Source organism: Brachybacterium sp. GPGPB12 (assembly GCF_038396325.1).
GTDB classification, from domain to species: domain Bacteria; phylum Actinomycetota; class Actinomycetes; order Actinomycetales; family Dermabacteraceae; genus Brachybacterium; species Brachybacterium conglomeratum.
Window position 1 is genome coordinate 1311629 of sequence record NZ_CP149573.1, and the last position, 25119, is coordinate 1336747.

The 25119-nt window shown below is 71.1% G+C and carries 23 protein-coding genes and 4 pseudogenes; 12 read left to right on the top strand and 15 right to left on the bottom strand.

From position 1 onward, the window contains the following. The first annotated feature begins 484 nt into the window (after positions 1 to 484). Positions 485 to 2560: a P-loop NTPase fold protein gene (locus tag WKH84_RS07430; protein WP_341856162.1), complete on the top strand. Its 2076-nt coding sequence runs from the start codon at positions 485 to 487 to the stop codon at positions 2558 to 2560. 209 nt (positions 2561 to 2769) lie between these two features. Here WKH84_RS07430 and WKH84_RS07435 read toward each other — a convergent pair whose 3' ends face one another. The 3 genes from WKH84_RS07435 to WKH84_RS07445 all read right to left on the bottom strand — a co-directional run bounded on the left by WKH84_RS07435 (position 2770) and on the right by WKH84_RS07445 (position 5203). Further along, positions 2770 to 3024, bottom strand: a complete 255-nt coding sequence (locus tag WKH84_RS07435; protein ID WP_341856163.1) for a hypothetical protein — start codon at positions 3022 to 3024, stop codon at positions 2770 to 2772. A 236-nt stretch (positions 3025 to 3260) separates the two neighbouring features. Continuing rightward, complete coding sequence (ychF, locus tag WKH84_RS07440; RefSeq protein WP_341856164.1) at positions 3261 to 4346, bottom strand: redox-regulated ATPase YchF; 1086 nt, start codon at positions 4344 to 4346, stop codon at positions 3261 to 3263. 206 nt (positions 4347 to 4552) lie between these two features. Beyond that, positions 4553 to 5203, bottom strand: a complete 651-nt coding sequence (locus WKH84_RS07445; protein WP_308738814.1) for an NAD(P)H-binding protein — start codon at positions 5201 to 5203, stop codon at positions 4553 to 4555. 259 nt (positions 5204 to 5462) lie between these two features. On the opposite strand from WKH84_RS07445, the gene WKH84_RS07450 reads away from it, so the two are divergent. Both WKH84_RS07450 and WKH84_RS07455 read left to right on the top strand, forming a co-directional pair. After that, positions 5463 to 5831: a helix-turn-helix domain-containing protein gene (locus WKH84_RS07450; protein WP_341856165.1), complete on the top strand. Its 369-nt coding sequence runs from the start codon at positions 5463 to 5465 to the stop codon at positions 5829 to 5831. A gap of 119 nt (positions 5832 to 5950) precedes the next feature. Next, complete coding sequence (locus tag WKH84_RS07455) at positions 5951 to 7099, top strand: DNA recombination protein RmuC (RefSeq protein WP_341856166.1); 1149 nt, start codon at positions 5951 to 5953, stop codon at positions 7097 to 7099. 359 nt (positions 7100 to 7458) lie between these two features. On the opposite strand, the gene WKH84_RS07460 is transcribed toward WKH84_RS07455, so the two are convergent. The 4 genes and pseudogenes from WKH84_RS07460 to WKH84_RS07475 form a co-directional block, all read right to left on the bottom strand. Beyond that, positions 7459 to 8109, bottom strand: coding sequence for a hypothetical protein (locus WKH84_RS07460; RefSeq protein ID WP_341856167.1), 651 nt, complete (start codon positions 8107 to 8109; stop codon positions 7459 to 7461). After that, the gene (locus WKH84_RS07465) at positions 8081 to 8830 is read right to left on the bottom strand and encodes a hypothetical protein (RefSeq protein ID WP_341856168.1); all 750 of its coding nucleotides are present in this window, start codon (positions 8828 to 8830) and stop codon (positions 8081 to 8083) included. Before WKH84_RS07465 ends, WKH84_RS07460 begins: the two co-directional genes overlap by 29 nt. Next, positions 8791 to 9222 (bottom strand): VWA domain-containing protein, encoded by a 432-nt coding sequence (locus WKH84_RS07470; protein ID WP_341856169.1) that lies wholly within the window; start codon positions 9220 to 9222, stop codon positions 8791 to 8793. The genes WKH84_RS07465 and WKH84_RS07470 overlap by 40 nt, the downstream gene beginning before the upstream one ends. 64 nt (positions 9223 to 9286) lie before the next feature. Beyond that, positions 9287 to 10299: pseudogene (locus WKH84_RS07475) on the bottom strand (4-hydroxy-3-methylbut-2-enyl diphosphate reductase). 129 nt (positions 10300 to 10428) lie between these two features. On the opposite strand from WKH84_RS07475, the pseudogene xseA reads away from it, so the two are divergent. Together xseA and WKH84_RS07485 are read left to right on the top strand one after the other, a co-directional pair. Then, positions 10429 to 11821 (top strand): annotated as a pseudogene (gene xseA, locus WKH84_RS07480) (exodeoxyribonuclease VII large subunit). Next, positions 11818 to 12144 (top strand): exodeoxyribonuclease VII small subunit, encoded by a 327-nt coding sequence (locus tag WKH84_RS07485; RefSeq protein WP_133676072.1) that lies wholly within the window; start codon positions 11818 to 11820, stop codon positions 12142 to 12144. Before xseA ends, WKH84_RS07485 begins: the two are co-directional and overlap by 4 nt. Before the next feature lie 7 nt (positions 12145 to 12151). Here WKH84_RS07485 and WKH84_RS07490 read toward each other — a convergent pair whose 3' ends face one another. Continuing rightward, positions 12152 to 12730, bottom strand: coding sequence for a DUF4245 family protein (locus WKH84_RS07490; RefSeq protein WP_341856170.1), 579 nt, complete (start codon positions 12728 to 12730; stop codon positions 12152 to 12154). A 473-nt stretch (positions 12731 to 13203) separates the two neighbouring features. Here WKH84_RS07490 and WKH84_RS07495 point away from each other — a divergent pair. The 3 genes and pseudogenes from WKH84_RS07495 to WKH84_RS07505 form a co-directional block, all read left to right on the top strand. Then, positions 13204 to 13338, top strand: a pseudogene (locus WKH84_RS07495) (PfkB family carbohydrate kinase); the annotation flags it as partial. 31 nt (positions 13339 to 13369) lie between these two features. Further along, positions 13370 to 14014: a PfkB family carbohydrate kinase gene (locus WKH84_RS07500; RefSeq protein ID WP_341856171.1), complete on the top strand. Its 645-nt coding sequence runs from the start codon at positions 13370 to 13372 to the stop codon at positions 14012 to 14014. 126 nt (positions 14015 to 14140) lie between these two features. After that, a pseudogene (locus tag WKH84_RS07505) lies at positions 14141 to 15556 on the top strand (class II fumarate hydratase). Between the two features lie 200 nt (positions 15557 to 15756). Here WKH84_RS07505 and WKH84_RS07510 read toward each other — a convergent pair. The 3 genes from WKH84_RS07510 to uppS form a co-directional block, all read right to left on the bottom strand. After that, entirely contained in the window at positions 15757 to 16641 is an 885-nt protein-coding gene (locus WKH84_RS07510) for a hypothetical protein (RefSeq protein ID WP_341856172.1), read from the bottom strand. Positions 16642 to 17011: 370 nt separating this feature from the next. Continuing rightward, positions 17012 to 18322 (bottom strand): PhoH family protein, encoded by a 1311-nt coding sequence (locus WKH84_RS07515; protein WP_341856811.1) that lies wholly within the window; start codon positions 18320 to 18322, stop codon positions 17012 to 17014. Positions 18323 to 18794: 472 nt separating this feature from the next. Then, positions 18795 to 19553 (bottom strand): polyprenyl diphosphate synthase, encoded by a 759-nt coding sequence (gene uppS, locus WKH84_RS07520; protein ID WP_341856173.1) that lies wholly within the window; start codon positions 19551 to 19553, stop codon positions 18795 to 18797. A gap of 182 nt (positions 19554 to 19735) precedes the next feature. On the opposite strand from uppS, the gene WKH84_RS07525 reads away from it, so the two are divergent. Further along, positions 19736 to 20623 (top strand): hemolysin III family protein, encoded by an 888-nt coding sequence (locus WKH84_RS07525; RefSeq protein ID WP_341856174.1) that lies wholly within the window; start codon positions 19736 to 19738, stop codon positions 20621 to 20623. Positions 20624 to 20651: 28 nt separating this feature from the next. On the opposite strand, the gene WKH84_RS07530 is transcribed toward WKH84_RS07525, so the two are convergent. The 3 genes from WKH84_RS07530 to mca are packed head-to-tail and all read right to left on the bottom strand — an operon-like array spanning position 20652 to position 22026. Beyond that, positions 20652 to 20939 (bottom strand): hypothetical protein, encoded by a 288-nt coding sequence (locus tag WKH84_RS07530; RefSeq protein WP_341856175.1) that lies wholly within the window; start codon positions 20937 to 20939, stop codon positions 20652 to 20654. 5 nt (positions 20940 to 20944) lie between these two features. Then, on the bottom strand, positions 20945 to 21118 hold the full coding sequence (locus WKH84_RS07535) for a hypothetical protein (RefSeq protein WP_341856176.1): 174 nt from the start codon (positions 21116 to 21118) through the stop codon (positions 20945 to 20947). After that, a complete protein-coding gene (gene mca / locus WKH84_RS07540) occupies positions 21115 to 22026 on the bottom strand; it encodes a mycothiol conjugate amidase Mca (protein ID WP_341856177.1) in 912 nt (303 codons plus the stop codon). Before mca ends, WKH84_RS07535 begins: the two co-directional genes overlap by 4 nt. Before the next feature lie 310 nt (positions 22027 to 22336). Here mca and WKH84_RS07545 point away from each other — a divergent pair, with 310 nt between their 5' ends. Together WKH84_RS07545 and greA are read left to right on the top strand one after the other, a co-directional pair. Beyond that, a complete protein-coding gene (locus WKH84_RS07545) occupies positions 22337 to 22636 on the top strand; it encodes a DUF4307 domain-containing protein (protein ID WP_341856178.1) in 300 nt (99 codons plus the stop codon). A gap of 222 nt (positions 22637 to 22858) precedes the next feature. After that, positions 22859 to 23350, top strand: a complete 492-nt coding sequence (gene greA, locus WKH84_RS07550; protein WP_341856179.1) for a transcription elongation factor GreA — start codon at positions 22859 to 22861, stop codon at positions 23348 to 23350. Here the strand turns inward: greA and WKH84_RS07555 are convergent. Next, a complete protein-coding gene (locus WKH84_RS07555; protein WP_341856812.1) occupies positions 23284 to 24465 on the bottom strand; it encodes an AI-2E family transporter in 1182 nt (393 codons plus the stop codon). The two genes, greA and WKH84_RS07555, sit on opposite strands and share 67 nt — an antisense overlap. Here WKH84_RS07555 and WKH84_RS07560 point away from each other — a divergent pair. After that, positions 24371 to 24838, top strand: coding sequence for a hypothetical protein (locus tag WKH84_RS07560; protein ID WP_341856180.1), 468 nt, complete (start codon positions 24371 to 24373; stop codon positions 24836 to 24838). The genes WKH84_RS07555 and WKH84_RS07560 overlap by 95 nt on opposite strands. The last annotated feature ends 281 nt before the right edge of the window (positions 24839 to 25119 follow it).

A 25119-nucleotide genomic window follows, 5' to 3' on the forward strand; every position in this document is an offset into this window, starting at 1 on the left:
TCGACGCCTCACGATCCGGATGACTATGCGCGATCACCCCACGAACGCCTTGATCTGCGCGCCTGTCGCGCCGTCGAAATCTCGCGTGGCACCGACGCAGGCGTCGGACCGGAACCGGATCACACGTTGAACCGGAACTCCACCACGTGTCCACACGTAGGGCAGTCTGCCGGAACCACCCTCTGCGCATTCACCCGTCACCGGGTGCGCGGCATGGGACCGTGCCGCAAGGACCTCGGCCACGACCAGGACTATAAGGACTAGGACTGGTGCGACGACGGCGATCCCCGACCACCACCCTCGCGGGCCCCAAGCAGGCGACTCGACTACCGGCTGTCCGCCAACGAGCGACGGGGCGTGGGCCGCGGCGAAGCGCCCCCACATCCGTCCGACCCGGCCTTCGATTAACACAGCTTGTATCGACACGAAGCTTGCGCGCCAGGTGCTCCCGCAAAGCTCAATGCGGCCGTGCTTTGCTAGCACTATGAACGGCGAACACCCCGAACAGAGACCTCCGATCGACGCGCCGATCACCTCTTCGAGCGAAGATGACCTCGGGCGTGCACCGGTCGCGCACGACTTCGCGGAGTCGATCCGGGAGCTCGACGCGAGCCAGGGACTCGTGGTTGGCATCTTGGGGCCTTGGGGACACGGAAAGAGCTCGTTCATCAACCTGATGCGCGAACAGTTTGCGACCGCGCCCGCTCTCACGGTCGTCGACTTCAACCCTTGGATGTTCTCCGGCTCGAACCAGCTCGTCAACTTCTTCTTCACTGAGATCGCAGCGGAGCTCAACGTTCAAAGCAAGAGCCGCTTCGGGAAGACTGCGGACTGGCTCGCTCAATACGCCAGCATCCTCAAACCTGTGTCTCAGTTCATTCCGTTTCCGGGTGCGGCGGCTGTAGGTGAGGCCACCGCGGCCGCGCTCGGCGGACTTGCTGAGACAACGAACGCAGAGCGCAGTGCCAAGAAGGTACGGGAAGAGATCACGAAGGAACTCGCCTTACTCGCGCAACCTATCGTCGTCGTCATTGACGACATCGACCGCCTCACCACTCTCGAGATCCGCGAGATCTTCAAACTCGTCCGCTTGACGGCGAGCTTTCCAAATATTATTTACGTGCTTGCCTTTGACAGAGAACGCGTGGAACAGGCCCTCACCGAAGATGGCATACCCGGACGGGCTTACCTCGAGAAAATCGTCCAGTTGAGCTTCGATGTTCCACATGCACCAGAGAAGCTACTTCGGTCCCAAGTTTTCGAAGAACTGAATCGCATCCTCGCCCCCGTTACGGACGCTACACTCGACGAAAGTCGATGGAGTGACGTCTACTGGGAAGTGATCGATCCGCTATTCTCGAACATGCGTGACGTTACGCGTTACGCGATCTCCGCCAGGTCGACGATCAGGAGCCTCGGCGTTGAAGTCGATCTGGTCGATCTTCTCGCAATGGAGGCACTTCGCGTCTTCCGTCCTGAATTCACCCATCAACTATCGAAGCTTCGAAGTGAACTCACGAGCACACGGGAGATCATGGGACGCAAGGACGACCGTGCTCAGAAGGCCATCACTGCACTCCTCGCTAAGTTCCCCGAGGACGATGAAGTTGTTCGGGCGCTATTCAATCGCGTATTCCCCGCCGCGGTGCAATACGTCGGGAACAACCACTTTGGGCCTGACTGGCTAAGTGCCTGGCGAACCGCACACCGGATGGCCCACATCGACTTCCTCAACCTCTATTTAGACCGAGTCGCACCCGACGAACTCGTCGCGTTTCGAAGCGCCGAACAGGCCCTTGAGTTTCTCAGCGACGGCGTAGCTCTCAAGGGGTACCTGACCGATTTGGACCCTAAGCGGCTCGAATCCGTCCTCGAAGGTCTCACCTCATTAGAAACAAGATTTACGACCGAAATGGTCGTCCCGGGATCAATCACGCTTCTGAACCTCATCGACACCATTCCCGAGAACGAGGTGCGAGGCTTCTTCGATATCGGAAGCCCCAAGATCTCTGTTGGCCGCGTTATACTTCGGCTCCTCCGCCGCGTCGGAGATGAGGCAGAGCGAGAAGCATTAGTCTCACAAATCCTTGACGGCATCGAAACGTACTCATCCCAGCTCGATCTTATCCACAGCGTGGGCTATCGCGAAGGCGTGGGGCTCAAACTCGTCAGTGAAGCGTTTGCGGCTCGGATTCATGAGCAGTTTGTTGCTCGACTTCAGCGAACCCCACCAGCCGAGCCGTGGCGTGAATGGGATGCCTGGCGCATCTACAATGCCGTCCAAACAGCAACAGGCGAAGTACCTCTGGCATCAAGTGACGATCCCGCTCTGCTACGAGCAGTACTCCACTCGCTTAAGTCCACTGCGCGATCACAATCGATGGGCTCTCGACAGGTCAGATCTGAAGATCGTCTCGCCTGGGAGATTCTCGTCGAGCTATTCGAATCTGAAGTTACAATCGAAGAGGCTGTGAGCAACGTTCGTGCCAACCTGGGTGACGACAATGTTCTTCAACTCACGGACAAATACCTATCGGGCTGGCGGCCAGAGAGCTTCTAGACAACACAAGGCATACCGATGGGATCGGTCTTTCCTAAGTCGCCAGCTGAACCTATCAAAACAGAAGTCGGGTTGCGGAATACTTAGACATTAAATCTAAATTCCACCGAGCTCCGGCACGGAGCAACCTCTGGAGAGAAACCATTGCCTCGGACGGTCGGCCCGCGGGCACGACGGACAGCCCACCCCGGACCGCGGCGCTCTCGGAGTCACGACTCCCGTCCCGCACGGCGGACGCGAGGGATGATCTCGACGTCGATGACCAGCACCGTGCAGAAGAGCCCAAGACCGAGAGTGAGCCAGCCGATCCCCCATGCGTCGTCCTCGTCCTCCACACGCGGGCCGACGCCGCTTTTCCCTGGGAACACCCAGCCGACGGTGTACGCCGGGTCCAGCGACAGGACCAGCCCCCATCCGATGAGCATGAGCCACACCGCACACGATGCCACCTGCACGACCAGCATCGGCGTCACCGCGGACCGCGGCAGAAGCAATAGAACCGGACCCGTCGAACCTACCAACGTCAGAGCAAGCACAGGCGACGAACACGCCCCAGATTCCCCTTGCAAAGGCCATCGCGCACCCGCCGACCACCAGCGCCGCCGTGACAGCGACGATCGCCCAGTGCTTCCTCGCGAGATGCATCTGCATCCACCTCGATCGCCCGGGAACCACTCACGCACCACCGCTCATCGAAGGGTTAGACGTTGAAGCGGAACTCCACCACGTCACCGTCGCGCATGACGTACTCCTTGCCCTCCATGCGCACCCAGCCCTTGGCCTTGGCCTCGGCCATCGAGCCAGCCTCGATCAGCTGGTCGAAAGAGACGATCTCGGCCTTGATGAAGCCGCGCTCGAAGTCGGTGTGGATGACGCCGGCGGCCTGCGGGGCGGTCGCTCCCTTCGGGATGGTCCAGGCGCGGGACTCCTTGGGACCGGCGGTGAGGTAGGTCTGCAGGCCCAGGGTGTCGAAGCCGACGCGCGCCAGCTGGTCGAGGCCCGACTCCTCCTGGCCGGTGCTCTCGAGCATCTCGGCGGCCTCGTCGGCGTCGAGCTCGATGAGCTCGGACTCGAACTTGGCGTCGAGGAAAATCGCCTCGGCGGGGGCGACGAGCTCGCGCAGGCTGCGCTGCATGGCGGTGTCGGCGAGGCCGTCCTCGTCGGTGTTGAAGACGTAGATGAAGGGCTTCGCGGTCATCAGCTGCGGCTCGCGCGGCTGGGCGACGTCGATGCCGGCGTCCTTCGCACCCTGGTAGAGGGTCCTGCCGGTCTCCAGCAGGGCTTTGGCCTTGGTGACGTTCTCGAGCACGGCGGCGTCGATGAGGCCGCGCTTGGTGTCCTTCTCCAGGCGGCGCATCGAGTTCTCGATGGTCTGGAGGTCGGCGAGGATCAGCTCGGTGGTGATGGTCTCCATGTCGCCGGCGGCGTCGGTGGAGCCCTCCACGCGGGTCACGTCGGGGTCGGAGAACGCGCGGGTGACCTGGCAGATCGCCTCGGCCTCGCGGATGTTGGCGAGGAACTTGTTGCCCAGGCCCTCGCCCTCGCTCGCGCCCTTGACGATCCCGGCGATGTCCACGAAGGACACCGTCGCCGGCAGCAGCTTCTGGGCGCCGAAGATCTCGGCGAGCTGCGCCAGGCGCGGATCGGGGCGCGGGACCACGCCGACGTTGGGGTCGATCGTCGCGAACGGGTAGTTCGCCGCGAGGACCTCCGCGCGGGTCAGAGCGTTGAACAGGGTGGACTTGCCGACATTGGGCGACCCGACGATTCCGATAGTAAGAGCCACGGGAGATGAGTCTACGAGGCACGGGCGCTCCGGCAACGCCCTCGGACAGTGAGATCGCGGACCCTGCCCCGCACAGGGCCGCTCCCGGCCGTCTCGACGCCCGAGTCGCCGTCATGGTCCACCGGCGAGCAATCACCCGACAGCCGCCGCCGGACGGCCTCGGGGGCCCGCCGGCGCGCGGCCGACGGGACCCCGGAGAGTCGCCCTCAGTACGCGACGGTGAAGCGGGTGCGGCGGTGGGCCGGGGTCTCGATCTCGTCGACCAGTGCGACGGCGAGATCCTGGCCGGAGAGGTTGGAGTCGCCGTTCTCGTCGGTCAGCAGCACGTCGCCGCCGACGCGGTAGGCGCCGGTGCGCTCACCCGGGGCGAAGGAGCCGAAGCCGCCGGCGGGGCTGACGAAGAACCAGTCCAGCCCCTCCTCGGCGCCGCGGAGGTCCTGCAGGACGGCGTCGAGCACGCGCGGCTCCTCGGCGAACTCCTTGGGGAACTCGGGGGTGTCCACGAGCTTCGGGCCGCCCTCGGCGACCAGCAGCGAGCCCGCCCCGCCGATCACGCCGAGCCGCACGCCCTTCTCGCGGGCGAGACGGGCGACGGACGCGATCAGGGCGCGGAAGGCCTCGAGGTCGGCCATGTCGCCGCGGGGCGAGAGAGCGGAGACGACGACGTCGGCGCCGTCGAGCGCCTCGGCGAGGAAGGACTCCTCGCGCACGTCGCCGGCGCGGTGGGTGACCCCGGCGGGAACCTGCTCGGGGGCGGTGCGGCTGAGGGCGAGGACGTCGTGGCCGCGGGAGGCGGCCTCCTGCGCGAGATGGCCTCCCGCGTAGCCGGTGCCGCCGAGGATCACGATGCGAGCCATAGGAGCTCTCCTTCCGCGCCCGCGCGCGGGGCGGCGCTGCGAGGCACCGTCAAGGGTGCCGTCTCGATGAGGGATCCACTGTGAAGCATGGACCTGCATGCTCACTGTAGGTAACCTTCTCTCTGCGGGGAAGTAGGCACTTCGCGGTAACCCCTCGCCGCCGTCGGCCCCCTCCCCTATCGAGCCCCAGCCCGCCGGGCCGTCGGCCTTTCACCCATAGCCCGTCCGCCGCCGTTGCCGCCCTCGAGGAGACCGCCCGATGTCCGCCCTGCGCCCCTACGATCCCTTCGCGCGCGACTGCCCCTCGCGCCGTCTCCTCGACCGCATCGGCGACCGCTGGACGGTGCTGTTGATCTCCGCGCTCGAGGGCGGACCGAGGCGCTTCTCCGAGGCGCTGCGCACGGTCGACGGCATCTCCCAGAAGATGCTCACCCAGACCCTGCGCTCCCTCGAGGCCGACGGGCTCGTCTCGCGCACCGTCCACCCCGAGATCCCGCCGCGCGTCGAGTACCAGCTGACAGAGCTGGGGCGTTCGCTGCTCGAGCCGCTCGGGGCGCTGATCAGCTGGGCGACCGACCACATGGGCGAGGTGCAGACCTCCCGGGACGCCGTTTCCGCAACCGCCTGACCGCGCGCCGGGCGCCCGGGTCCGCTCAGCTGTCCCACCCCCGTGATGTGCTGATCCCATGAGCGGAACCACGATGCTCCTGCTGGGTCTCGTCCTCGGCGTCGTCGCTCGGCGCGGCCGTGACGTTCCTCGTCGGCGCGCGAGCGCATGCGCTCCGCGCTGACGCAGAACCGCGCGGGCGAGGACTCGGCCGATCGCCTCTCGCGCCTGGCCGACGAGCGCCACGAGCGGGACGTCGCCCGGCGCGACGCCGCCGAGGAGGAGCGCGAGGCCGAGGCGCAGCGCACCCTCGCGCCGCTGACCGCGACCCTCGCCCAGCTCGAGCGGAACCTGGCCCGCTCCGAAGCGGCGCGCGCCGAGGCCGAGGGCGCGCGCGCAATCACCTCGGCGAGCTGGGGCGTCGGGCGCAGTCCCTCGAGCAGGGCACCACCGCACTCACGGGCGCGGCTGCGCGCCCGACCTCGCGCGGCCGCTGGGGCGAGGTGCGGCTGCGCCGGATCGTCGAGGTCGCGGGCATGCTCGAGCACGTGGACTTCTCCGAGCAGATCGGAGGGACGCGGGCCGATGGGGAGAAGGGACAGCGCCCCGACCTCGTCGTCCACCTCTCGGGCGAGCGCACCCTGGTCGTGGACGCGAAGGCGCCGATGGACGCCTATCTCGACGCGGTCGAGGAGCAGGACCCGAAGCGGGCCCGCGTCCGGCGCACCGCGCATGCCCGGGCGCTGCGCCATCACGTGGACCAGATCGCGGGCAAGGCCTACTGGAAGGCGCTCGGAGACACCCCGGAGTTCACGGTGCTGTTCGTGCCGAGCGACGGGGTGCTCGCCGCCGCGCTCGAGTCCGCGCCGGATCTGCTCGAGCACGGCTTCGCGAAGGACGTCGTGATCGCCTCCCCCGCCACGCTCATGGCGCCGCTGCGCACGGTCGCGCACACCTGGCGCACGGACTCCCTGAACCGCGACGCCCGCGAGGTGCTCGAGGCAGGTCGCGAGCCGCACCACCGGCTCGGGACGTTCACCTCCCATCTGGGGAAGGTGGGGCGGTCGCTGGACTCCTCCGTCGCCGCGTTCAACGAGGCCGTCGGCTCGCTGCAGTCGAGGGTGATGGTGACCGCGCGGAAGTTCGAGGACCTGGGCCTCGCCGGCACCGCGGTCGAGGACGTCGAGCGGCTCACGCGCCGTGCCCGCACCCTCGAGGAGGACGAGATCGCGCGGCTCGCGAGCCCTGAGCGAGGGGTCGAGAGCCGCGAGGACCGCTCGGCCGGCTGATCCGGGCCGGCGGCGGCTTCGTCGTCGGCGCGGCTGGACCGGCGCCACCAGGACGCGCCCGGGCCGCGGGGTCGCTCGCGTGCCGCCTCTCGAACGGTCAGCGCCCCCGGCGCACCAGCACCACGGCGCCGATCACGATCGCGGCCAGCAAGACACCGCCGCCGAGACCTCCGAGCACGGCCCACACCACCGGCGGCACGGAGAAGCCGCTGCGCTCGTCCTCGGTCGGCGGGTCCTCGAGCTCCGGCGCACCCCCGCATCCGAGGCGCCGCCCGCGTCGGAGGCTCCCCCGCCGTCCGAGGCCCGGGGAGCCGAGCCGGGGTCCGCGGCGGAGCGGTCCTCCACCGCGCCCTGCCCGCTCAGCTCCGGCCCCTCGGCGGGCTCGCCCACCGCATCGAGGTCGAGCACGTAGGGCACCTCGAACAGGCGCGCGCCGAGTAGTCGGAGGGGACCACGGCGAGCTGGAGGTAGTAGTCCCCGGCGAGGAAGGAGGTGCGGGCCTCGGTGCCGCCGTCCTCGCGGTTGCGGAAATGGATCGGGGAGGCCTGGTTGACCTGCAGGGTGGTCTTCGGCGCGGCCTTCGTCGAGATCCCGGTCGCCTCGCCCGAGGCCGACGGCGGCACCACGAGGTACACGTCGTCCCTCAGCGGCGAGTACAGCCGGGCCTGCGGCGTCAGCCCCATCCCATCGGGCACCTCGAACTCGCCGAGCGCGATCGCCGCGCGGACCTGCTGGCCGTACTGAGCCGGGATGCGGAAGAACTGCACCTCGCCGGGGATGATCGTGCCGCGCATCGGCCCGTCGAGGTCCTCCACGGCGGAGGCGAAGGAGAACGCGGGCTGGATCTGCTCACCGTCGGTCGCAACGGCGACCGGCTCCTGCGGGCGCACGTACTTCGCGGCGGGAGGCAGGCCGTCCAGCGCCACCTTCTCCTCCGCGAAGAACTGCGGCTCGACCGGCACCGCCTCCGCGAGCGCCGGGTCACCGGTGCGCTCGACCTCGAGGATCACCGTGCCGTCGGCGTCCTCCCCGAAGCAGGTGAGGTTCGCGGTCTCCCCCAGGCGCGGGGTCGCGACGGCCGCGGTGATCGGCCCCCGGCCGAGGTCGGCCTCCGCGCGGGCCTGGACCTCGCCGATGCGGCAGTCGAGCCCGTCGGCGGAGCTGGTGGCCAGGCGCGGCTGGGCGAGGCCGCTGGCGTCCCCGTCCCCGCCGGGCGGCACCATCGTCGCGGTGAGGTGCGCGATCTCGCCCTCGGCGAGCCGCAGGCGGTAGAAGCGGGAGAAGCCCTCGCCGTCGTCGATCGCGGCGGCCGCCGTGCTCGAGCACGTCGAGGAACGAGCCGGGCGCGAGATCCACGGCGGTCTCGGGGCTGGTCCCGCCGGTGATCGGTCGCCCCTGGGTGGCGTACCCCTGGATCGCGCGGGTCATCTTCACCAGCGGCTCGTCGCGCAGGGTCTCGGCGTCGGTGGCGTCGGCGAAGGTGCCGCCGGTCGCCTCGGCGATGCAGGCCAGCTCGTCGCGGGCATCCTGCTCGGCCTTGAAGCCGATCGTGTGGATGCGCATCTCGGGGTGCTTCTGCGCGAGATCGGCGGCGACCTCGCAGGGCGGCGGGCCGCCGCACTCGTCGATCCCGTCGGAGACCAGCACGATCGAGCGCATCTCCGCCTCCGGAAGCTCGGCCGCGGCCTTCGTCAGGGACAGGCCGATCGGGGTGTACCCGGAGGGTCGCACGCCCTCGATCGCGCCGAGCGAGCGCCTGGCGGTCCAGGCCCTCTGGCGTCACCAGGGTCTTCACGTCCTGGCGGCCGGCCTCCTGGCTCGCCGCGGTCGCGGGATCGGAGTTGCCGTAGGTCATCAGGCCCACGCTCGCGTCCTCGGGCGAGCATCGGCACGAGGGTGCTCAGCGCCTCCTTGGCCACGTCCATGCGGGCGCGGCCGCCGACGTCGTCGGCCCGCATCGAGCCCGAGCCGTCCACCACCAGCATCGACGGTGCGGTGCGGCCGGTGTTGTAGCCCTTGGCGCGGGCCTGCGGCAGACCGGCCGGGGCCAGCACGGCGAGGGCGGCGAGCAGGGTCGCCAGGAGCGCGAGTGACAGCGGGCGGGCGGCCGTGCGTGGGATCACCGGACCATCATGCCGAATCCCGGCGGCTCCCGCCGGTCGTCTCCGCAGCGCGGTGACCGTCGGGTCAGGACTCGGCGGTGGCGCGATCCCCGGTGGGCTTGGTGCGGCGGTCGGACTCGCCGCGGCTCTTCATCTCCTGGCGCGGCTCGCGCGGCAGGGAGAACATGAGGTCCTCGGTGGCGGTGCGCACGGGCTTCACATCGCCGAAGCCGCGCTCGGAGAGCTCGGTGGAGGCTCCTGGACCAGCACGTCCGGCACGGAGGCGCCGGAGGTCACGCCCACGCTCTCCACGCCCTCGAACCACTCCTCGCGCGGCTCGGAGACGCTGTCGATGCGGTGGGAGGCCTTCGCCCCGGCCTCGAGCGCGACCTCCATCAGGCGCACGGAGTTCGAGGAGTTCGGGGAGCCGACGACGAGGACGAGGTCCGCGTCGGGGGCGATCTTCTTGATCGCGACCTGGCGGTTCTGGGTCGCGTAGCAGATGTCGTCGCTGGGCGGCGCCTGCAGGGTGGGGAAGCGCTCCTTGAGGCGGTCCACGGTCTCCATCGTCTCGTCGACGCTGAGGGTGGTCTGCGAGAGCCACACGACCTTCTCGGGGTCGCGCACGGTGACCTTGTCGACGTCCTCGGGGCCGTTCACGATCTGCACGTGCTCCGGCGCCTCGCCGGCGGTGCCCTCGACCTCCTCGTGGCCCACGTGGCCCACCAGCAGGATGTCGTAGTCCTGGCGGGCGAAGCGCACCGCCTCCTTGTGGACCTTGGTGACCAGGGGGCAGGTCGCGTCGATGGTGCGGAGATTGCGCTCCCCCGCCATCTCGCGGACCTTCGGGGAGATGCCGTGGGCGGAGAAGATCACGAGCGCGCCCTCGGGCACCTCGTCGACCTCCTCGACGAAGACGGCGCCCTTCTCCGTCAGGCGGTCCACGACGAACTTGTTGTGCACGATCTCGTGACGGACGTAGACGGTCTCGTCATAGTGCTCGAGGGCGCGCTCGACGGCGACGACGGCACGATCGACGCCCGCGCAGTACCCGCGGGGCTCGGCAAGGAGGACGGTTCCGGTGCTCACGCCTCCCATCGTAGGAGGCCCGCGCCTGAAGCGGCAGGTCGTGGGGCAAGAGTCACCAACCCTCCACAGGACGTGGACATCCACAGCCGCCGTCTTCCGGTCCGCGAGATGTCGGCCGGTCGTGGAAGAGTGGACCCCATGACGCAGACGACCCCCGATCCGGGTGGGGCGGGCGAGGCCGCCGAGGTGACCGGCGCCCCGGCCGCCGGGGCCCGCCCGCCGCTCACCGCGACCGCCGCGCAGACCACGGCGGAGAACCCGTGGCCGCGCGGCGGCTGTCCGTGAAGGTCGGCGAGTACGTCGCGCGCATGTCCCCGCTGTGGGTCGAGGGCGAGATCGTGCGGCTGAACCGTCGGCCGGGCGCGGGGCTGAGCTTCATGACCCTGCGCGACATCGACGTGGACATGTCCTTCTCGGTGCCAGTGCGCGAGCACGTGCGCGCGCCCTGCCGGTCGAGCCGGTGCCCGGCGCGCGCGTGGTCGTGCACGCCAGGCCCAGCTTCTGGACCAAGCGCGGCGACCTCCAGCTCGAGGCCGACGACATCCGCCCCGTCGGGCTCGGCGAGCCGCTGGCCCGGCTCGAGCGGCTCAAGCGGGTCCTCGCCGCGGAGGGCCTGTTCGCCGCCGCGCGGAAGAAGCCGCTTCCCTTCCTGCCGCGCGTGGTGGGGCTGATCTGCGGGCGGGAGTCCGCCGCGGAGCGCGACGTGGTCGTCAACGCCCGTCGCCGCTGGCCCGCCGTGCAGTTCGAGATCCGCGAGGTCGCGGTGCAGGGCACGAAGGCGGTGCGGGAAGTGTCCGCGGCGTTGAAGGAGCTCGACACCCGCGAGGACGTGGACGTCATCATCATCTCGCGCGGCGGCGGCTCCCTCGAGGACCTGCTCCCCTTCTCCGACGAGCGACTCACCCGCCTGGTCGCCGGCGCCGACACCCCGATCGTCTCTGCGATCGGACACGAAGTGGACACCCCGCTGATCGACCTCGCCGCCGACGTCCGCGCCTCCACCCCCACCGATGCGGCCAAGCGCGTCGTGCCCGACATCCAGGCCGAGCTCGAGCGGCTGGACCTGGGGCGCACGCGCCTGCGCGCCGCGATCCGCGCCCGCATCGAGCGGGAACAGTCGGGGCTGGACGCCATGCGCTCGCGGCCGGTGCTCGAGAACCCCTCCAGCATCCTCGCCGGCCGCGCCGACGAGATCCGCTCCCGCATCTCACTGGCCCGCACCCTGATCGGCTCGCGCCTGGACCGGGCGGCCGACGAGGTCTCCCACCTCGGCAGGCAGGTGCGGGCCCTGAGCCCGCTGGCGACCCTCGAGCGCGGCTACGCCGTGGTGCAGACGGCCGACGGCACGATCATCCGCGCCCCCGAGCAGAGCGAGGTCGGCGAGGCGCTGTCGGTGCGGGTCGCCGGCGGCCGGTTCGGCGCCCTGCACGTGGACACCGACCCCTACACCCCGCCTGCCCCGCAGGCACCGACCGACGACCGGGCCCGCCCCGAGCAGGACCGGACCGAGAACGACGAGGAGACCGCATGAGCACGCCCGATGCCCCGGAGAACGAACTGACTGCCGACGAAGGCGCTCCCGGCACCCCGGGCACCGCGCCCGTCACCCCGGCCGGGGACGAGAAGGCCCTCCCCGCCGATATCGCCGAGCTGTCCTACGAGGCGGCCCGCGACCAGCTCGTCGAGGTGGTGCGCCGCCTCGAGTCCGGGCAGGGCGGGCTCGAGGACTCGATCGCGCTGTGGGAGCGCGGCGAGATGCTCGCCCGTCGCTGCCAGCAGTGGCTGGACGGGGCCCGCGAGCGGCTCGAGGACGCCGTGGCCGCGCGGCGCGAGGAGGACGGCGCCGAGCGCTGAACGGCCGTCAGCCGACCGCGGCGAGCGCCTCGTCCATGAGTCGCTCGAGCTCGGCCTGATCGGCCGCCCCGTGGACGAGGATCCCGAATCGCTCGCCCTGGCAGGCGATGCCGGTCTGCTCCGCGTCGTCCCCGCCGCCGAGCACCTGGCATTCGGCGCCCCGGCGGCTCGTCTGCTCGGTGACGGTCGCGCCGGGCATCTCGGCCGACAGCAGCGACGCGCTGACCTCGGTATCCTCGGCCAGGGTCACGAGATCCCCGCCCGGCGCGGTGTACTGCACGGTCCAGCGCGGGCTCTGCCCGTCGGTGAAGCGCGCCGAGCGCACCTGCCAGTCCTCGCCGGTCGCGGGCACGGCGACGGGGAAGTCGGCCACGTCCTGGGCGCGTTCGGCGGTCGCGGCGACGTCCACCTCGGAGTTCTCCAGCGGCTCGCGCTCGAGGTCGCTGCCCACCCCGAAGAAGCCCACCGCCAGCACGATCACCACGACCATGGTCAGCACGATCGCCCAGACGATGTTGCGCGGCGACCGTGTTCTGCTTGGTCGGCGCTGGTACGCGGACTTCGGCCGCTCGCCGGGGCGACTCATCAGCGCCGGTCACCTCGGCCCGTGTGCCGTCGGCCCCGGCGCTCTCGGCCCGCGCGCCCTCGGATGCATCGCTCGGCGCCGCGCGCGCCGTCGGACCCAGCGCTCGGTGCTCGCTGCGCCGTCGGCCCTCGTGCGACCGGCGCCCTCGCTGTCGGCCCTCGTGCGACCGGCGGCCTCGCGGTCGACCCCCGTGCGCACAGGGCCGCCCTCACCGTCGGCGGGGCTCGCGGTGCGGTCGGGGCTCTCGGACTGGGCATCGTGCATGCGGGCCATTGTCCCCGCCCGCGCCGCCCTCCGCCTCCCGGGGTGATCCGGGCCACGGCACCCCTCCCCGCTCGTGTCGCCCGCGCCCTGGAAACCTGCGATGATCGAAGCGTGACCGCGAGAATCCTGATCGCCGGAGAAGCCCTCACCGACATCGTCGTCGACGCCGACGGCGGTCGTCGCGAGCACCCCGGCGGATCCCCCTGAACGTGGCCGTCGCCCTGGCGCGACTCGGCCACGATGCCCATCTGCTCACCGCGATCGGCGACGACGCCCGAGGCGACGCGATCCGCGCCCACCTCGAGGAGTCCGGCGTGCGACTCACGCCCGCCTCGGTCGGACCCGGCCGCACCTCGACCGCCGAGGCCGTGCTGGATGCGCACGGCGCCGCGACCTACACCTTCGACCTCGCCTGGGACCCGGACACCGCCGGGCGCCCGCGGCGCCGGACGCCGTGCACACCTCCTCCATCGCCGCCGTGCTCGAGCCGGGGGCCACGACGCTCTCCGCCCTCGCGCGCGCGCCCGCGGGTCCTCGACGATCAGCTACGACCCCAACGCGCGCCCCACCCTGATGGGCGCGCCGGAGGACGTCCGCGCCCGGATCGAGGAGAACATCGCGCTGTCCGACGTCGTCAAGGCGTCCGACGAGGACGTGGCCTGGCTGTACGGCACCGAGGACGTCGAGGACGTCGCCGCCTCGTGGCGCGACCTCGGCCCGTCCCTCACCGTGCTGACCCGAGGCGGCGACGGCGCGGTCGCGTTCTCCGCCAGCGGGCGCGTGCAGGTCGCGCCGGTGCGGGTCGAGGTGGTCGACACCGTCGGCGCCGGCGACACCTTCTCCGCCGGGATCCTCGACGCGCTGGCCGACAAGGGCCTGCTCGGCGCGGACCGTCGCGAGATGCTCGCCGCGATCCCGTCGGACGATCTCGCGACCGTGCTCCGACGTGCCGCCGCGCTCTCGGCGATCACCGTCTCGCGCGCCGGCGCGAACCCGCCCTGGAGCCACGAGCTCACCTGACCCGCCCCGCCCGGGGCACCGCTGCGCGGGCACGCCGACCCAGCCCGCCTCCCCTCCACCGGCCCGGGACCGCCCGAGGACCGGATCCGACCACCCGACAGAGAAGACGAACAGGAAGGCCCGTCGATGAACCAGTCCACCCCCGCGGCCGCGGCAGAGCGACTACCGCATCGAGCACGACACCATGGGAGAGGTGCGCGTGCCCGTCTCGGCGCTGTACCGCGCCCAGACCCAGCGTGCGGTCGAGAACTTCCCGATCTCCGGGCAGGGCCTCGAGCCCGCCCACATCCACGCTCTCGCCCAGGTCAAGAAGGCCGCCGCCCGTGCGAACAAGGAGCTCGGGGTGCTGGACGGCACCATCGCCGACGCGATCGTCGCCGCGGCCGACGCGGTCATCGCCGGCGAGCACGACGACCAGTTCCCGGTGGACACCTACCAGACCGGCTCGGGCACCAGCTCGAACATGAACATGAACGAGGTCCTGGCGACCCTCGCCACCAGCGCGGGCACCGAGACCCACCCCAACGACCACGTCAACTGCTCCCAGTCCAGCAACGACGTGTTCCCCACCTCCGTGCACGTCGCCGTGACCGCCGGCGTCGTCGAGCACCTGCTGCCCTCCCTCGCCCACCTCGCCGAGGCGCTCGAGAAGAAGGCCGAGGCGTGGAAGGACGTCGTCAAGTCCGGCCGCACCCATCTGATGGACGCCACCCCCGTCACCCTCGGCCAGGAGTTCGGCGGCTACGCGGCCTCGATCCGCTACGGCATCGAGCGCATCGAGGCGGCGCGCCCCGCACCGCAGAGGTCCCCCAGGGCGGCACCGCCGTCGGCACCGGCATCAACACCCCGATCGGGTTCCCGCAGAAGGTCATCGCGAACCTCGTCGACCAGACCGGCCTGCCCCTGACCGAGGCGCGCAACCACTTCGAGGCGCAGTCGAACCGCGACGGCCTGGTGGAGATGTCCGGTGCGGCGCGCACCATCGCCGTCTCCCTCACGAAGATCTGCAACGACCTGCGCTGGATGGGCTCCGGCCCCAACACCGGCCTCGGCGAGATCGCGATCCCCGACCTGCGACCCGGCTCCTCCATCATGCCCGGCAAGGTCAACCCCGTCATCCCCGAGGCCGTGCTGATGGTGTGCGCGAAGATCGTCGGCAACGACGCGGCCATCGCCTGGGGCGGTTCGCAGGGCGCCTTCGAGCTGAACGTGCAGATCCCGCTGATGGGCACGAGCCTGCTGGAGTCGATCCGCTTGCTCGCCAACGCCTCCACGGTGCTGGCCGACAAGACCGTCGACGGGCTCACCGCGAACGAGGAGAAGGCCCGCTTCTACGCAGAGGCCTCCCCCTCGATCGTCACCCCGCTGAACAAGCTGATCGGCTACGAGTCCGCCGCGAAGATCGCCAAGCACGCCGTCGCAGAGCGCATCTCCGTGCGCGAGGCCGTGATCGCGCTCGGCTTCGTCGAGCGCGGCGAGCTCACCGAGGAGCGACTCGACAGCGCACTGGACGTCCTCTCGATGACCGCGCCGAAGGCCTGATCCGGCCGTCCGGGTCGGCCCACGGGCTGATCTGCCCGCCGGAGTACTGAGCCGTCGCCGGGGACGGGACCCTCGCCGGGGGCCTGGACCCTCGCCGGGGGCCTGGACCCTCGCCGGGAGCCTGAGCCGTCGCCGGGGGCCTGGACCCTCGCCGGGGACGGGACGAATGTGACGCGTCGTGGCTATATCGCCACGACGTGTCATATTCGTCCCGTCCCGTCATCCCGACTGAGCCATGTCACCAGTGCGCTCACCCCGCGCGCCCGCACCGGGAGCGACCGGCGATGATCACGCCGACGGAGCATCTCCAGCGGCATCGCGGATGTCCTCGGCCATTCCAGAAAGACCTGTTCCCAGGTCAGACGGGTGACCCGATAGCCGCGCGAGGAGAGCGCCAGGTCGCGCCGCCGGTCCTCCCGGTACTGCGCGGGGTCGTCGTGGAATCGCCGGCTGTCGCATTCGATCACCCAGTTCGTGCCGATCAGCAGATCCACCCTCACGTCTGGCGGCAGCTGAGCCTGGCTGCGCACCCGCTCCCGGCGCTCCTCGAGCCACCAGCCAACAGCGGTCTCGGTCCCGGACTGCGCGTCGGCGCGGACTCGTACCAGAGGGTGTCGCTTCCGCTGAGGCGACCCTGCGAGAAGGCGATCCAGGTCCTCCGTGCTGAGGCATCGCTTGTTCAGCGCGGACTCGATGAGGATCGCCGCGTTCACCGTGGACTGGCGGCGCGCCGCGTGATCGAGGGTGCGGACGATGTCGGGGACAGGGTCCTGACTCCCCCAGCCACGAAGGCTCGGCGCGTGCAGGATCAGAGGATGCGTCGCAGGGGCCGGCTGTCCTGCTCCTGAGACGGGGATCGGCACGAGCTCGCCCGACCCCGCGTCACGCCGGCGCCTGATCTGCGCCAGGCGAGGGGCATCTGGTGGAGCTTCGACGCTCCGTGGCCGGTATGCGTGCACACCCACTGCCATCGGGACCCACAGACCATGCGGCGCGGCCGCGTCGAGACAGGTCGGTCGGACCCCGAGCTTCAGCAGGGCGAGGAGGTCCTCCGGTGCTTCCTCGGTCACGTACCACTGGCCCACGGAACGGATCTTCCCGCGCGCAGGAGAGCACTGCGCCGATCGGGATCAGGCTCGACCTCCGCCAGCCCCTTCCTGTGCACGACTCCTCGAACCCTCATGCGGAGATCCCAGCATCTCTGCGGAACGGTCCGTTGGAGTCGCCGGCTCTGTGGAGAAGTCACCGCTGGGGAGGAGACGTCAACGGCGCTCCCGAGCGCCGACGGGACGGTGGTGACACGACGTGGCCATATGACCAGAGCGTGTCACCACCGTCCCGTCCGCTGCAGTGCAGACCTCACCCGTCCGCCCAGTCAGCGGTTCCTCGCCCCGCGCCGTGCCGCCCGACAGAGCCTCGGCCTCGACATTCAGCGCCGGCACCCCGCCCCGCCCCTCAGGGGATCGGCTCGTCCAGCACGTGGGTGACGAGCTCTGCGACCTTCGACCGCTCGGAGCGCTGCAAGGTGATGTGCGCGAAGAGCTCCTTCTCCTTGAGCGCCTCGACCACGGAGGCGATCCCGTCGTAGCGCCCGATGCGGAGGTTGTCGCGCTGGGCGATGTCGTGGGTGAGGACCACGCGGGAGTTCTGACCGATGCGGGAGAGCATGGTCAGCAAGACGTTGCGCTCGAGGGACTGCGCCTCGTCGACGATCACGAAGGCGTCGTGGAGGGAGCGGCCGCGGATGTGGGTCAGCGGGAGCACCTCGAGCATGCCGCGGGAGAGCACCTCGTCGATGACGTTCTGGGAGACCATCGAGCCGAGCGTGTCGAACACGGCCTGACCCCAGGGGCCCATCTTCTCGCTCTGGTCGCCGGGGAGATAGCCGAGTTCCTGCCCGCCCACGGCGAACAGTGGCCGGAACACCATGATCTTCCGCTGGGTGCGACGCTCGAGCACGGCCTCGAGACCTGCGCAGAGGGCGAGGGCGCTCTTGCCGGTGCCGGCGCGGCCGCCGAGGGAGACGATGCCGATGGACTCGTCCTGGAGCAGGTCGATCGCGACGCGCCGCTCGGCGGAGCGGCCGGCGACCCCGAACACGGTCTGGTCCCCTTGCACGAGCCGCACCTGCTTGTCGCGCGTGACGCGGCCGAGCGCCGAGCCGCGCGGGCTCGTGATCGTCAGGCCGGTGTGCACGGGGTGGTGGGCGATCCCGGGCACCTCGACGACCTGGCCGTCGTAGAGGTCGGTCATGGTCTGCTCGTCCACGGAGGTGGTGACCATGCCGGTGTAGCCGCGGTCGCGGGCGAGCTCGGCCCGGTACTCCTCGGCGTGGATGCCGGAGGCGCTGGCCTTGATGCGCATCGGCAGGTCCTTCGACACCAGCACCACGTTCTTGCCCTCGAGCTGGAGGTTCTTCGCGACGGCGAGGATGCGGGTGTCGTTGTCGCCGAGGCGGAAGCCGTCGGGCAGCGAGGCGGTGTTCATGTGGTTCAGCTCGACGTGCACGTGGCCGCCGTCCTTGCCGATCGGGAGCGGCACGGAGAGGTTCCCGTGCGGCTCGCGCAGGTCGTCGAGGATGCGCGGCGCCTGACGGGCGAAGTAGCCGAGGTCAGGGTGGTGGCGCTTGGCCTCGAGCTCGGTGACCACGACGATCGGCGCGACGATGTCGTGCTCGGCGAAGCGGTGCAGCGAGAGCGGGTCCGAGAGCAAGACAGAGGTGTCCAGCACGTAGGTGATCACCCCCGTCTCGATCTCGGCGAGCATCTGCTGGGCGGCGCCGGGCCGGAGCGAGGGGACCACGGGGGCGTCGTCGGGGTTCGCGGCGCCGATCACCGCCGTCCCGCCGTCCGGTCCGGGCGAGAAGGCGCCGCCGAAGGCGGTCGTCGTCTCGCGGGCAGTGGTCGTCTCGTCCATGGGAGCCTCCCGGAATCTCGCGGATGCCTGGACCATAGCCCTCGCTGCACCCGCCGTCGGGCGAGTCCCGCGGGCAGCGGACACGACGTTCACCCGATCGTCATCGGGAGTTCTGCGGCTCCCGATGAGGGCCAGTGTGCCACCGCTCACAGCGGTGAGCGGGGAGCGTCGACGGGTGGGTGCGTCGCACTCGGGCGGCCGACGGCCCTGCGGCATGCGCGCCGTCGGCACCGAGGAGGCCCGGCCGGCGGGATGCCGGAGGGCGCGCCGGCCTCGCCGTGCCCCGCGGCGAGCACGGGCCGGCGGGGCCGCGGCGACGGTCTCAGGCGCCGTAGCGGCGCTCGCGTCGGCAGTAGTCGCGCAGGGCGCGCAGCAGGTCGATGCGACGGAACCCGGGCCAGTAGGTCTCGCAGAACCAGTACTCGGAATGCACCGACTGCCAGAGCAGGAAGCCGGAGAGACGCCGCTCGCCGGAGGTGCGGATGATGAGGTCGGGGTCGGGCTGGCCGCGCGTGTAGAGGTGCTCGGCGATCGCGCCGACGCTGATCCCCTCAGCGATCTCCTCGATGCCCTTGCCCTGCGCGCCGAGGTCCCGCACCAGCTCACGCACCGCGTGGACGATCTCCTCTCGGCCGCCGTAGCCGATCGCGACGTTGACGGTCAGGCGGGCCTCGGGCGAGGTCTCCTGCTGCAGGCGGGCGATCCCCTCGCGCATCTCCTCGGGGAGGGAGTCGGCGCCGCCGGTCAGGCGCACGCAGTAGCCGGCATCGGTGATCTGCTCGATGGTGGAGGTGATGATCTCGTACAGGGCGACGAGCTCTTCCGGCGGGCGCCGGAGGTTGTCGGTGGAGAGCATCCACACGGTCACCAGCGGGATGCCGAGGTCCTCGCACCAGGAGAGGAACTCGACGATCTTCGCGGCGCCGGCGCGATGGCCCTGGGCGGTGGACTCCCCCGCGGCCTTCGCCCAGCGGCGGTTCCCGTCGACGATCACGCCGAGGTCTCGCGGGAGGTCGAAGGACTCGAGCTCCCTGGACAGCCTGCGCTCGTACACGCGGTACAGCGACCCGTCGGCAACCATGCTCGCCTTCGTCCCCTCGTCGTGCCCGCCCGGCGGCTGGGCCCCGGGGGCGCGCCGGGTGCGGCGCGCGCGTCCATTATCGACGACGGCGGGAGCGCCGCCCGACGATCGGGGGGAATCCGCACGAGACGGTCACAAGACCCCCGTACCGAACCTACGGTTGCGTAGGTTACGGTGTGCCCATGACCCCCGGACCCCATGACGAGGCCGCCGCGAGCGGCTCCGGCCGCACCCCGCGCGACGCCGACGAGTCCCCCGCCACCCCCGGCGGCGCCCCGACGCTCCAGGACCCCGCGCCCCGCGAGATCGCCGAGGCCGTGGCCGGCGGCGGCGGCACCACCGAGCCGCGCGACGAGGACCTGCCCACGGCGGAGAACTTCCCCTTCGCGCCGCGCACCCTGACCCGGGCGATGGCACGGCGCGCCACCCAGCTCGGCCTCCAGTCGCCCAAGCCGCGTCTGCGCGGGATGCCGCACCTGATCGCCTTCCCGACCACGCTCGTGCTCGGGCCGCTGCTGGTCGCCGTCGGCCAGACCCTGACGATCCGCCTGGCCTGCGCGGTGTTCGTGCTGACGGCCGGGATGCTGTTCGGGATCAGCGCGGTCTACCACCGCGGCACGTGGTCCCCGCGCGACGCGATCATCCTGCGCCGCTTCGACCACGCGAACATCTTCCTGATCATCGCCGGCACCTACACCCCGATCGCCGCGGCGGCTGCTGGCCCCGCGCCAGGCGCTCACGCGCTCGGCATCGCCTGGGGCGGCGCACTGGTCGGGGTGTGCTTCCGGATCTTCTGGACCGGTGCACCGCGCTGGCTGTACGTCCCCGCCTATGTCGCCCTCGGCTGGGTGGCGGTGTTCTACATGCCGCAGCTGCACGCGGGCGGCGGCTGGCCGGTGGTGATCCTCTTGCTCGCGGGCGGGCTCGCCTACACGGCGGGCGCGGTGATGTACGCGCTGAAGCGGCCGAACCCCCTCCCCGCCTGGTTCGGCTTCCACGAGATCTTCCACGCGGGCACCCTGATCGGCTTCGGTCGCCACTTCGCCGCCGTCGCCGCGGCGGTGCTCTGAGGAGAGCCGCTCCCCGAGCGGCGCGCGCTCAGCGGCGCTCGTCACCCTCGGGCGCGTCATCGTCCGACGGGTCCGAGGAGTCCGACGGCCCCGCAGGGTCCGTCGGCTCCGCAGAGTCCTCGGGCTCTGCGTCCGGCGTGGCGTCCGCGCCGTCGGCCTGCGCCTCCTCGGCACCCTCGCCGTCGGCGGCCCCTCCGTCTGCGGAGTCGCCCGCGGCCTGCTCGCGCTCGGCCGCCTCGGCCTCCTCGCGCTCGAGCCGCGCCTGGCGCTCCTCGACCCGAGCCCTGGCCTGCACCCGTCGGACGCGCCGCGTCATGTCGATCAGGAGGCGGCGACGACGACCACCGCGAGCACGAAGGTCGCGAGGAAGCCGGGCAGGCCCGGGGAGACGGTGACGGAGTTGAACTCCTCGCCGTCCGACGGGCTCGGCGCGGCCTGGAGCACGGCGCCGACGGCCGGGAGCACGCCCGCTCCGACGAGGCCTGCCCCGCTCACGGGCGGGCCTCCACGGTCTCGTGGCGGAGCCCGGCGAACAGGTCCCGCTCGGGCGACTTCACACCGATCCTGGAGATGTGCGGCTCGTAGTCCTCGGTGCCCCAGGCCGCGATCTCCGCGTCGTGCGAGATGCGGAAGAAGGGCCCCTCGGGGTCGACCTGGGTGGCGTGGGCGCGCGGCGCGTCGTCGCGGATCCCGAGATAGTCGCGCACGTCGATGCGGGTGGTGAGCGACCGGTCGTGGCTCTCGTCGTAGTGCTGGAGCATCTGGTCGAGCTCCTCGTTGGGGGTGCCCTCGGCGCGCAGGTGACGGCTCACGGCGGCGAAGCGCTGACGGTGGAAGCCGTTGATGTAGTACAGCTTCGCGACCTCCCAGGGCTCGCCGAGCTCGGGCGCGAAGTCAGGGTCCGCGGCGAGGTCGAAGGCCGCCACGGAGATGCGGTTGACCTGGATGTGGTCGGGGTGCGGGTAGCCGCCGTTCTCGTCATAGGTGGTCATCACGTGCGGGCGCAGGCGGCGCACCGCCTCGACCAGCGGACGGGCCGCCTCCTCGACGGGGAGGGTCGCGAAGCTCCCGGCCGGCGACGGCGGCGGCGGGTCCCCCTCGGGCAGTCCCGAGTCGACGAAGCCGAGCCACTCGTGGTCCACGCCCAGGATCTCCTTCGCCCGCTCCATCTCGCGGCGGCGGATCCCGGGCAGGCTCTCGGGGGTGATCCCCGGATCGTCGCGGAGGCGGGGGTTCAGCACGTCGCCGCGCTCTCCGCCGGTCGCGGTGAGCACCGTGACCTGCACTCCCTCGCGTGCGTAGCGTGCGGTCGACCCGGCACCCTTGGACGACTCGTCGTCGGGGTGCGCATGGACGGCCACCATCCGCAGGGACTCATCGGGGGCGGGCGACTGGACGGTCACGGGACTCCTCGGAGACGACGGGCGGGGCACTGCCCCGGTGCGGTTCACGCGCGCGACCGACACGGCCCGCGACACCTGCACCAGCGCCCGATCGTACGCCACCCCTCCGCGAGCGCGCAGGGCGCGGGTCGCCTCCTCGCCGCGGACGTGACCGGTCCCTCGCTCCCTCCCCCCGCGCTCCCGGACCGCTCCCGGGGAGGGTCTGGGAGACTGGGCGCATGGACGATGCCGAGGAGCTCCACCGCCAGCGCTACGGCGGACCGCTCGTCTCCCCCGCACCGCGAAGATCCTGGTCGCCGTCGCCGGCGCGGTGTTCGTCGCGATCGTGATCGTGGTGGGGCTCTTCGTCGCGCGCGAGGAGGTCCGCTACGACGTCCTGGCCTACGACCATCTGGCCGCCGACCGCATCGGCGTGGACTTCGTGGTGACGATGGCGCCCGGCACCGAGGCGACCTGCCGGATCCAGGCGATGAACGAGGGGCGCGCACAGGTCGGCTTCGTCGAGACCACGATCCCGGCGCAGACCGAGCGCCGCACCGCGCACCACGTCGAGATCTCCACCCAGGGTGAGGCGGTCTCCGCCGAGGTCGTCGGTCGCACCGTCGGCTGACCCCGCGCCGACCGGAGGACCGTTCCCGCGGATTTCACGATGCGCGTAAAACGTCCACCGGTCCCGGGAAATGCACAGCGCGCCGTGTAATGTTGCCCGGAACCGGCGAACGACCGGTCATCATCACCCGCACACGGGGCGCATGAGGACATGTGCCCCGTGATTCGCGTATTGGGGGTCTTCGTCCCCGTGCGCTTCACCGAGGACGACAGGAGTGAACCCATGAGCGACCAGCCGAATGGCGCCTGGCTCACCCAGGACGCGTACGACCGCCTGGCCAAGGAGCTCGCCGAGCTCGAGGGCCCGGGCCGCACCGAGATCGCCGAGCGCATCGCCGCGGCTCGCGACGAGGGCGACCTCAAGGAGAACGGCGGATATCACGCCGCCCGCGAGGAGCAGGGGAAGATGGAGGCGCGCATCGCGGACCTCCAGCGTCTGCTGAAGAACGCCGTGGTCGGGGAGTCCCCGAAGGACGACGGCGTCGTCGAGCCCGGAATGGTCGTGGCCATCTCGATGGCCGGCAAGGAGCGCACCTTCCTGCTGGGCAACCGCGAGATCGCCGACGGCGACGACGACCTGGAGGTCTACTCCATCGAGTCGCCGCTGGGCGCCGCGATCCACGGCTCGAAGGTCGGCGACACCGTCGACTACACCGCGCCGACCGGGAAGTCCTTCCCGATCGAGATCCTCCGCGCCAAGCCGTACTCGGCCTGAGCCGCGCGCCCCACGGGGCGAGGGGGCACTGCCCGAACCGACGAGAGAGCCCCTTCCGGCAGCGCCGGAAGGGGCTCTCTCACACTGCGAGCGGGGTCAGTCCCGCTCGTCCTCCGCGCGGTGACGCGGAGCGGGCGGCTGGGCCGACGCCCCGTCCACCTGGTCGGTCGAGGGTGCCCGGGAAGCAGTCGTCCCGGGCGCGTCAGCGGGGTGAGCGCCGGCCGCACCGGCGTCCTGCGCGTCCGTCCCGTCGGCGGCGTGCGCGCCGGTCCCCGTCGCCGACGCGCCGTCCTCCGTCGCGGTCCGGCGCTCGGCGGCGGGGACGGTGCCGAGCATCGCCAGGTCCGCCGCGGCTCCCTCGTCGGCCGACGTCCGCGCGCCTCGGAGTCCGCGCCGACCTCGGCCAGCTGGTGCGCGGGCACGCCGGAGCCGAGCGCCGCGAAGTGCTCGGCGCTGGCCTTGTCGTGGCCGAGCTCGGGGCTCGGGTCCCGGCCCACCACGTACAGCAGCGTCGCGTTGACGAAGGCGATCAGCGGGATCGCGAACAGCGCGCCCGGGATCCCGGCGATCATCGCGCCGAGGGCAACGCCGAGGAACACGCCGAGGGGGTGGATCTCCACGGCCTTGCCCATCAGGAAGGGCTGGAGCACGTTGCCCTCGAGCCGCTGCACGGCGAGCACGACCGCGAGCATGATCAGCGCGCCGACCCAGCCGTTCAGCACCAGCACCAGCGGCACGGCGATCGCGCCGGAGGCGATCGCGCCGACCAGCGGGATGAAGCTGAACAGGAACACCAGCGACCAGATCGGCACCGCGTAGGAGCCCAGGCTCAGCGCGACCATGCCGATCGCGATGCCGGTCGCGTCGACCGCGGCCACCAGCACCTGCGTGCGCACGTAGGCCGACAGCGCCTTCCAGCCGCGGCGGAACGCCTCGTGGGTGGGCACGCGGGCGGCGGGCGGCGCGAGGCCGACGGACCAGCGCCAGATCCCGCCCCCGCCATGGAGCACGAAGAACAGCGTGAACAGGGCGACGACGATCCCGGTGCCGATGTTGCCGAGCGCGGCGGCGGTGGTGACCGCGCCGCTGACCAGCTGGCCAGAGTACTGCTGCAGGCTGCTCGAGCCCTTCCTGGAGGGCGGAGTCGATCATCGGGGTGTCGATCTGGAAGGTGCTCTGCACCCACTCCAGCGACGCCTGGAAGCCCTGCACCGCGCGGGTCTGGATGTCGTCCCACTGAGCGATCAGGCGCCGCCCGGCGAGGGTGAACATCCCCGCGATCACGAGCAGCAGGCCCAGCGGCGCGATGCCGCTGGCCGCGGCGCGGCCCAGGAAGGTGTAGCGGGTAAGGATCTTGACCACGGGCTGGAGCGGCGCGGCGAGCAGGATCGCGATGAGCACGGGGATCACGATGGTCGTGACCCGGGTGAGCCCCCACAGCAGCGGCGCGCCGGCGGCGACGATCACGAGCAGTCGCCACGACCATGACGCGGCCCGGCGCACACCGATCGGGATCTCCTGGACCTCGGGGGCGAGACCCGGGTCCCCGGGGGCGGGGCGCGGATTCGACATGGGGCTCCTTCCGTTCGAGCCACGGTGGCTCATCGGCATCCTAGTCACCGCCTCCCTCTCCTCCGGCACTGCCAGCACCTTCGACGGCGGCTCGATCCCGGTTCGACCGATGCTCTGCCGCGGTCGAGCACCGACGAAGGTCGTGGTCCCGCCCGCCGTGGGAAGGGATCGTCGCGGACGGACCGGCCGATAGCGTG

Excerpts from the sequence above, each read along its gene's own strand:
- uppS (WP_341856173.1), bottom strand. The coding sequence starts at position 19,553 with ATGGTTGCCGACGGGTCGCTGTACCGCGTGTACGAGCGCAGGCTGTCC.
- WKH84_RS07525 (WP_341856174.1), top strand. The coding sequence starts at position 19,736 with ATGACCCCCGGACCCCATGACGAGGCCGCCGCGAGCGGCTCCGGCCGC.
- WKH84_RS07485 (WP_133676072.1), top strand. The coding sequence starts at position 11,818 with ATGAGCACGCCCGATGCCCCGGAGAACGAACTGACTGCCGACGAAGGC.
- greA (WP_341856179.1), top strand. The coding sequence starts at position 22,859 with ATGAGCGACCAGCCGAATGGCGCCTGGCTCACCCAGGACGCGTACGAC.
- WKH84_RS07500 (WP_341856171.1), top strand. The coding sequence starts at position 13,370 with ATGCGCACGGCGCCGCGACCTACACCTTCGACCTCGCCTGGGACCCGG.
- WKH84_RS07430 (WP_341856162.1), top strand. The coding sequence starts at position 485 with ATGAACGGCGAACACCCCGAACAGAGACCTCCGATCGACGCGCCGATC.
- WKH84_RS07450 (WP_341856165.1), top strand. The coding sequence starts at position 5,463 with ATGTCCGCCCTGCGCCCCTACGATCCCTTCGCGCGCGACTGCCCCTCG.
- WKH84_RS07445 (WP_308738814.1), bottom strand. The coding sequence starts at position 5,203 with ATGGCTCGCATCGTGATCCTCGGCGGCACCGGCTACGCGGGAGGCCAT.
- WKH84_RS07490 (WP_341856170.1), bottom strand. The coding sequence starts at position 12,730 with ATGAGTCGCCCCGGCGAGCGGCCGAAGTCCGCGTACCAGCGCCGACCA.
- WKH84_RS07435 (WP_341856163.1), bottom strand. The coding sequence starts at position 3,024 with ATGCTGGTCGTGCAGGTGGCATCGTGTGCGGTGTGGCTCATGCTCATC.
- WKH84_RS07530 (WP_341856175.1), bottom strand. The coding sequence starts at position 20,939 with ATGACGCGGCGCGTCCGACGGGTGCAGGCCAGGGCTCGGGTCGAGGAG.
- WKH84_RS07515 (WP_341856811.1), bottom strand. The coding sequence starts at position 18,322 with ATGCTCGCCGAGATCGAGACGGGGGTGATCACCTACGTGCTGGACACC.